5 protein-coding genes are annotated in these 6007 nt (G+C 71.4%); 4 read left to right on the top strand and 1 reads right to left on the bottom strand.

Going from position 1 to position 6007, the window contains the following annotated elements; all coding sequences use genetic code 11:
- Positions 1–298 precede the first annotated feature (298 nt).
- From ACT6S0_RS25775 to ACT6S0_RS25765, 3 genes are read left to right on the top strand one after another with little or no spacing between them, the layout of a single operon-like run.
- Positions 299–1192 carry a DUF707 domain-containing protein gene (locus ACT6S0_RS25775; protein ID WP_444766590.1) on the top strand — a complete coding sequence of 298 codons (894 nt, stop codon included), beginning with the start codon at positions 299–301 and terminating at the stop codon, positions 1190–1192.
- The gene (locus tag ACT6S0_RS25770) at positions 1192–2796 is read left to right on the top strand and encodes a mannitol dehydrogenase family protein (protein WP_444766589.1); all 1605 of its coding nucleotides are present in this window, start codon (positions 1192–1194) and stop codon (positions 2794–2796) included. Before ACT6S0_RS25775 ends, ACT6S0_RS25770 begins: the two co-directional genes overlap by 1 nt.
- Positions 2787–3494: an HAD family hydrolase gene (locus ACT6S0_RS25765; protein WP_444766588.1), complete on the top strand. Its 708-nt coding sequence runs from the start codon at positions 2787–2789 to the stop codon at positions 3492–3494. The genes ACT6S0_RS25770 and ACT6S0_RS25765 overlap by 10 nt, the downstream gene beginning before the upstream one ends.
- Before the next feature lie 64 nt (positions 3495–3558).
- Here the strand turns inward: ACT6S0_RS25765 and ACT6S0_RS25760 are convergent, their stop codons facing one another.
- Positions 3559–5052, bottom strand: a complete 1494-nt coding sequence (locus tag ACT6S0_RS25760) for an MFS transporter (RefSeq protein WP_444766587.1) — start codon at positions 5050–5052, stop codon at positions 3559–3561.
- Positions 5053–5137: 85 nt separating this feature from the next.
- Here ACT6S0_RS25760 and ACT6S0_RS25755 point away from each other — a divergent pair.
- Positions 5138–6007: hypothetical protein (locus tag ACT6S0_RS25755; protein ID WP_444766586.1), on the top strand; the 870-nt coding region annotated here is incomplete at its 3' end.

The following is a 6007-nucleotide window of genomic DNA, read 5'->3' as shown; positions in this document are numbered from 1 at the left end:
CTGATCTTGGGTGGGGTGGTGGCAGCCATGACGGCTCTCCTTGATCCTCTCGGGCACATGCCCGCATCGGTCAAGGTACGCCGCTCCGACTCTGCTGGCTTCCCAGCCAGTAAACCACCGCGTCAGCGGTTTAGTTCAACGCGTCAAAGCGTAGCAGCGGCCCGGCGCCTACCCTGCCATTACGGCATCCCGGCCGCAAGTCTTGCGGCAAGCCAGGCCGACTGCCTGCTCCGCAGCGGCCCAGACCGCTGGAACAGCGCTTGCCATCGCAGCAGCAGGAAGACTTCCTAGGACTGGCATGAAACGACGACACCTGGTTGTAGCCCGTGTCGGCCGCAACTCCCTGCACCCGCGCTGGCTCGACGGCGCCGGGCAGCGCAGCTGGGACCTGCATCTCTGCCCCTTCGAGCCGCTGCCGGCAGCCGCTCTGCAGGGCTGCAGCAGCAGCGAGGTCATCGTCGGCCCCAAGTGGGCCGGGCTGAACGAGCTGCTGACGCGCTGGGAAGGCTGGCGCAACTACGAGCTGATTTGGCTCCCCGACGACGACTTGCTCACCCACGCCGGCAACATCGACAGCTTCTTCGCCTCCGTCGCCGCCCTGGGCTGGGAACTGTCGGCTCCGGCGCTCGACGAGGACTCCTACTACGCCCACTACAGCATGATGCGGAACCGACGCTGCACGGCGCGCGGCACCGGCTTCGTGGAGATCATGGCGCCCTGCTTCTCCGGTCGGGCCCTGGAGCGCCTGCTGCCGACCTTCTCCTTGAGCACGACGGGCTGGGGCTGGGGGCTGGACTCGGTCTGGCCGCGGCTGCTGGACTACCAGCACATGGGCGTGGTCGATGCCACGCCCGTGCAGCACACGCGGCCTGTGGGCGCATTCCGTGACGCTGAATTGGCAGCGCGGGTGCTGGCCGAGTCGGACCGGCTGCTGGCCCAGTACGGCTGCGGTCAGGTGCACCGCGTCTTCCAGGCCTTCGGGCCCGACCTCAAGCCGCTGCTGCTTGGCCCGGCGGAGCTGACCGCCGTGCTCGTCGACGGCTGGCAGTACCTGCTGCCGGGCAACCCGGCGCTGCTGCCCTGGATGGTGCAGGCGCAGGCCCCCGCCGACGGCTGGCCGGCCTACCCGGTCGCCGGCACGCCGACCCATGCAACCCGGGGCAGCGCCGGGCCCCCGCAGGAGGGCGTGTGATGCTGGCGCTGCCCGTCTGCCCAACCCTTTCCGCGGCCGAGCTCCAGGACACCATCGGCCCGCGGCGCGCACCGCTGCTGCTGCGCCCGCGGCTCTCACCCGCGCTGCTCGGCAGGCTGCCGGCCGGCGTGGCACGGCCGCGCTTCGACGTGCACGCGCTGCGCACCGGCATCCTGCACCTGGGCTGCGGCGTCTTCCACCGCGCCCACCAGGCGGTGCTGACGCAGCGCGCCATCGAGGCCGGGATGACTGCTGGCCGGTTGCCGCCCTGGGGAATCGTCGCGGCCAGCCTGCGCACCGGCAGCGCACTGCCGGCTCTCAAGCAGCAACAGGGCCTCTACACCGTGCTGGTACGCGGCCCCCAGGGCTTGCGGGCCGAGGTGGTGGGCAGCCTGCGCGAGGCCCTGCATGCCCAATGGGATGCTGCACGCCTGCAACAGGTGCTGCTCGACCCGCAGCTGCGCCTCGTGACGCTGACCGTCACCGAGGCCGGCTACTGCCTCGACCCCGGCAGCGGCCGGCTGGACTGGCAGGACGCTGCGGTGCGCGCCGATTGCCACCGCCCCTGGCCATGCACCATGCCCGGGCTTCTGGTGCGCGGGCTGGCAATGCGGCGCATGGCGGGCCTGGCGCCGCCGGTGCTGATCTCCTGCGACAACATGCCCGCCAACGGCCGGCAGCTGCGCCAGATCTGCATGGACATGGCGGCACTGCAGGACGACGGCCTCGCCGACTGGATCGGGCGCAACGTGCAGTTCCCATCCTCGATGGTGGACCGCATCGTCCCCGCCACCACCGAGGCGGACCGCCGCTGCGCCGACGCCCTCCTCGGCCTGACGGACGCGGTGCCGGTGAGCACCGAGCCGTTCAGCCAGTGGGTGATCGAGCACTTCGAGGGGCCGCGCCCATTGTGGGAAGCGGCCGGCGCCGTCTTCGTCGACGACGTCGCGCCCTGGGAGGCCGCGAAGCTGCGCCTGCTCAACGGCGGCCATCTGGCGCTGGCCTGCCTGGGCCTGCTGGCTGGTTGCGCCACGGTGGCCGAGGTGATGGCCGAGCCCTTGATGCGCCGCTATGCGCTGCGCCTGCTCATCGACGAGCAGCAGCCGACGCTGCCGCCCGGCGGCCCCAACATCAGCGCCTATGCGCATGAGCTGGTCGAGCGCTGGAGCAACCCGCGCATCGCCCATCACCTCGAACGCGTGGGCCGCAACGCCTCGGGCAAGCTGGCCGCGCGCCTGCTTGCCGGCCTGCGCCTCAACCTCGCAAGCAGCCGGCCCGCGCCGCTGACCCTGTTGGCCGTGGCCGCGTGGATGCGGTGCGCCAGCGGCCACGACCCGCAAGGCAGCGCGCTGCTGAGGTCAGACAGCCTGGGCGACACGCTTTGCCGCGTCGGCCGCGAAGCCGGCGACGACGCCGCCCGTCTCGTGGACGGCTTGCTGAGCCTGCGCGAGATCTTCGGCGACGATCTGCAGCGCCAGCCGCTGGTCGTGGCCGGCCTGCGCGAAGGCGTGCGGCGCCTGCAGTGCGATGGCGCCGTGGCCGCCGTGGGCGCCGCCCTCGCTCATGCGCACCGCCGGCGCACAGAATTGACGCCATGCCCTTGACCACGCTCCGCTGCGCCAGCCTGCCCGACTTCGACGCCGTCATCTTCGACATGGACGGCCTGCTGCTCGACAGCGAAACCCTGGCCCTGGACGCGATGAAGGACGCGGCCGAGGCGCTCGGCCTGGACATGCCGGTGGCGCTGCGGCGCCAGATGATCGGCGTGCCTGACGATGTCTGCCGCTCGCTGGTGGCCGCCCACTATGGCTCGGTCGAACCTGTCGAGCCGTTGTTCGCCGGCGCCGCACGGCTGCTGGAGGCTGCCGTGGCCGCCGGGCGGCTGCAGCGCAAGCCCGGGGTGGGCGCCGTGCTCGACCAGCTCGACCGCCTGGGCCTGCCGCGGGCGGTCGCCACATCCTCCGGCGAGCGCCGCGCCCACCACCACCTGGACATGGCCGGCCTGCTGCCGCGGCTGGACGCCGTGCTCACGCGTGACAACGTGGCGCGCGGCAAGCCGCATCCCGACCTCTACCTGGCGGCGGCCCGGCACCTGGGCATCGCACCGCAGCGCTGCCTGGCGTTCGAGGACTCCTACAACGGCGTGCATGCTGCCGTCGCCGCCGGCATGCCGGTGGTGATGGTGCCCGACCTGCTGCCCGCGACGGCGGAGATGCAAGCCGTGGCGGTGATGGTGATCGGCTCGCTGCGCGAGATCCTGCCCTGCCTGGCGGAGCGCAGCCGCGCCAGCGCACCGCGTTGAAGACCTGCGGGGCGCGCGCCGGGCTGCCCCGTGCCGGCCCGTCCCCGACCAGACTCGCTCGCGTTCAGCGGCGCGAAGATGGGCGAGGGGCGTCTCTGCTCGCTCGCCGGCGCTCGGACAGGCGACCGAACGGGAACAGGTTGCCCAGCACACCGCCCACCGTGGAGACCTGGTTCACCGTGCGCAGGGCCTCCAGGCCCAGCTCCTGGATGACGCGGCGCTCGCTGACCTCGCTGCCCTCGCGGACGCGTGACACCGCGTGCATCACATACAGGCCGAGCAGTGCGGAAATCGCGAACAGGAATTCCCAGTGCGCGAAGCTGAACACCGACACCTCGCGCATGGCGCCCGGCGACACCCAGCGCACCAGCAGCGACAGCTGGCGTTCGCTGAACCATTGCGCCAGCGTGCCTCCAGCCAGCGGCGCCAGCCCCCCGGCCACGGCGCCGACCAGGCCGATGGCGGCCAGGTAGCTGGTGGCCCGGTCGCGCGGCGCCAGCTTCATGCCGAGGTTGCCGGTAGCCAGGCCGATGCCCCCACCGGCCACGCCCATCAGCGCATGCAGGACGGCCAGGAAGGCGAACTGCACCAGCGGTGACGCGCCGACCGGCACGAACACCAGGCCCAGCGTGCAGCTGAAGTACAGGGGCACGGCCACTGCCAGCACCGACTTGTTGGACAGCCGGTCCGAGACGCGGCCCCATGCCAGCAGCGTGGCGGCATTGCAGACCTGACTCATCACCCACAGCGCCGTCACCTGACTGAGGCCGAAGCCCAACTGCTGCATCAGATAGACCGTCAGGAAGGGCGCCACCAGGTTGCTGGCCAGGTTCCAGCTGGCCAGGGTCAGCAGCAGGCCGCGGAAGTCGCGGTCGATGAAGGGACCGCGCAGCTGGTCGCGCATGCGGCGCACGGGCCCGCCGGCATCCATCTCGGGCTCGGGGCAGCGATAGAGGCTGGCCGAGCTCAACAGCCCCGCGATCCCCGCCCCTGCAAAGCACAGCGTGAAGGCCAGCATGCGCGAATCCAGCGGCGGGTGCTCGACCAGCACGCCGGCACCAAGGGTACAGATGCAGGCCAGCCCGGTGGCCCAGAGCAGGCGCCGCGAGAAGAACACGCCCAACTCCGACGGCGACAGCAGCTGATGGAACCACGCGTTGATGGCACAGGACGCCGCCGAGCTGAGCACCGAGATGAAGGCCTGCGCCAGCAGCAGCAGGGCCAGCCGCGGCTCGGAGTCGGGCAACATCGGCAGCACGGCCAGCAGCAGGATCAGCAGCCGGGCCAGCGTGATCGTTGGAATGCCGATCAACTTGCGCCGACGAATGCGCTCGACCACAAACAAGGCCGGCAGCTGGGCCGCCTGGGCGATGAAGGGAATGGCGCCCAGCAGGCCGATGGCACGCGGCCCGGCGCCCAGCTCCAGCGCAAACGCCACCAGCACCACGCCGCCCGACAAGGCGCCTGTCATGCTGGCCCACGCCGCGTCCGCCACCAGGGCGCGCTTGCCGGCGACCAGTGCCGGCGCGCTGATCTCTGGGCTGGGCATCAGGCTCATCGGCAGCGGCCGGCAAACGGCATTCCAGGCGCGGGGCGGCACGCAAGTTGCCGAAGCCGGCTCCCGCGTCCTCCGACTTCCCCTCATGAACGACCGCCAGCCCCATGCCCCCACCGCCCCCGCTGCACGGGACTACCTGGTCTTCGTGCGCGCCGGCCGCAGCTCGCTGCACCCACGCCTGCTGGCCGAGGACCCTGGTCGCAACTGGGATTGCTGTGTCAATACGTGGGGCGACGTGCGGGCGGAGGAGTCACCCGGCGCCGAAGCGGAATGGCATCTGCCCGGCGGCCTCAACAAGTTCGAGGCCTACCAGGGCCTGCACGCCATGCTGATGGCTCGGCGAGCCTACCGCTACGTGCTGATGCTCGACGACGACCTGCTCTTCACGCCCGGCGCGATGTCCCGCTTCTTCCAATATTGCGACGAGGACCAGCTGGCGCTGGCACAACCCGCCATCGCGCTGGGCAGCCACAGCAACCACCTTGTCAACATCCGCAACGCCGCCTGCCGGGTGCGGCGGGTCAACTTCGTCGAGGTGATGGCGCCCTGTTTCTCACACGCGCTGCTGGAGCGCCTGCTGCCGACCTTCACGCTGACGCGCTGCACCTGGGGCATCGACTACGCGTGGTCCTCCATGCTGGCCGATACGGGCGAGAAGCTGGCCATCGTCGACGCCGTGCCGATGCGCCACACCAAGCCGATGGACGTGAACGGCGGGCCGTTCTACGAGCGCCTGCGCGGCATGGGCATCGACCCCAAGCAGGAACTGGCCCAGGTACACGCCAGCTTCGCCCCCTGGGGGCCGATGCGCACGCTGGCGCAGGGCCACCGCTATCGCTGGCCGTTGCCCGCTGCGGCCAACGCCGCGCTGGTGCAGGCCCTGGAGGCGCGCAAGGGCGCCATGCACCTCGGCCGCGGCGGCACGCTGGCACCGCAGACCCCGGCACCGCAGGCC

This window comes from Roseateles sp. (assembly GCF_052436255.1).
Taxonomy (GTDB): domain Bacteria; phylum Pseudomonadota; class Gammaproteobacteria; order Burkholderiales; family Burkholderiaceae_C; genus Pelomonas.
The sequence above is the reverse complement of the archived record's forward strand: the minus strand, read 5'-3'. Positions and strand labels throughout refer to the sequence as shown.

What these genes read in the sequence shown, in the direction of transcription:
- ACT6S0_RS25775 (WP_444766590.1), top strand. Translation starts at nt 299, where the DNA reads ATGAAACGACGACACCTGGTTGTAGCCCGTGTCGGCCGCAACTCCCTG.
- ACT6S0_RS25770 (WP_444766589.1), top strand. Translation starts at nt 1,192, where the DNA reads ATGCTGGCGCTGCCCGTCTGCCCAACCCTTTCCGCGGCCGAGCTCCAG.
- ACT6S0_RS25765 (WP_444766588.1), top strand. Translation starts at nt 2,787, where the DNA reads ATGCCCTTGACCACGCTCCGCTGCGCCAGCCTGCCCGACTTCGACGCC.
- ACT6S0_RS25760 (WP_444766587.1), bottom strand. Translation starts at nt 5,052, where the DNA reads ATGAGCCTGATGCCCAGCCCAGAGATCAGCGCGCCGGCACTGGTCGCC.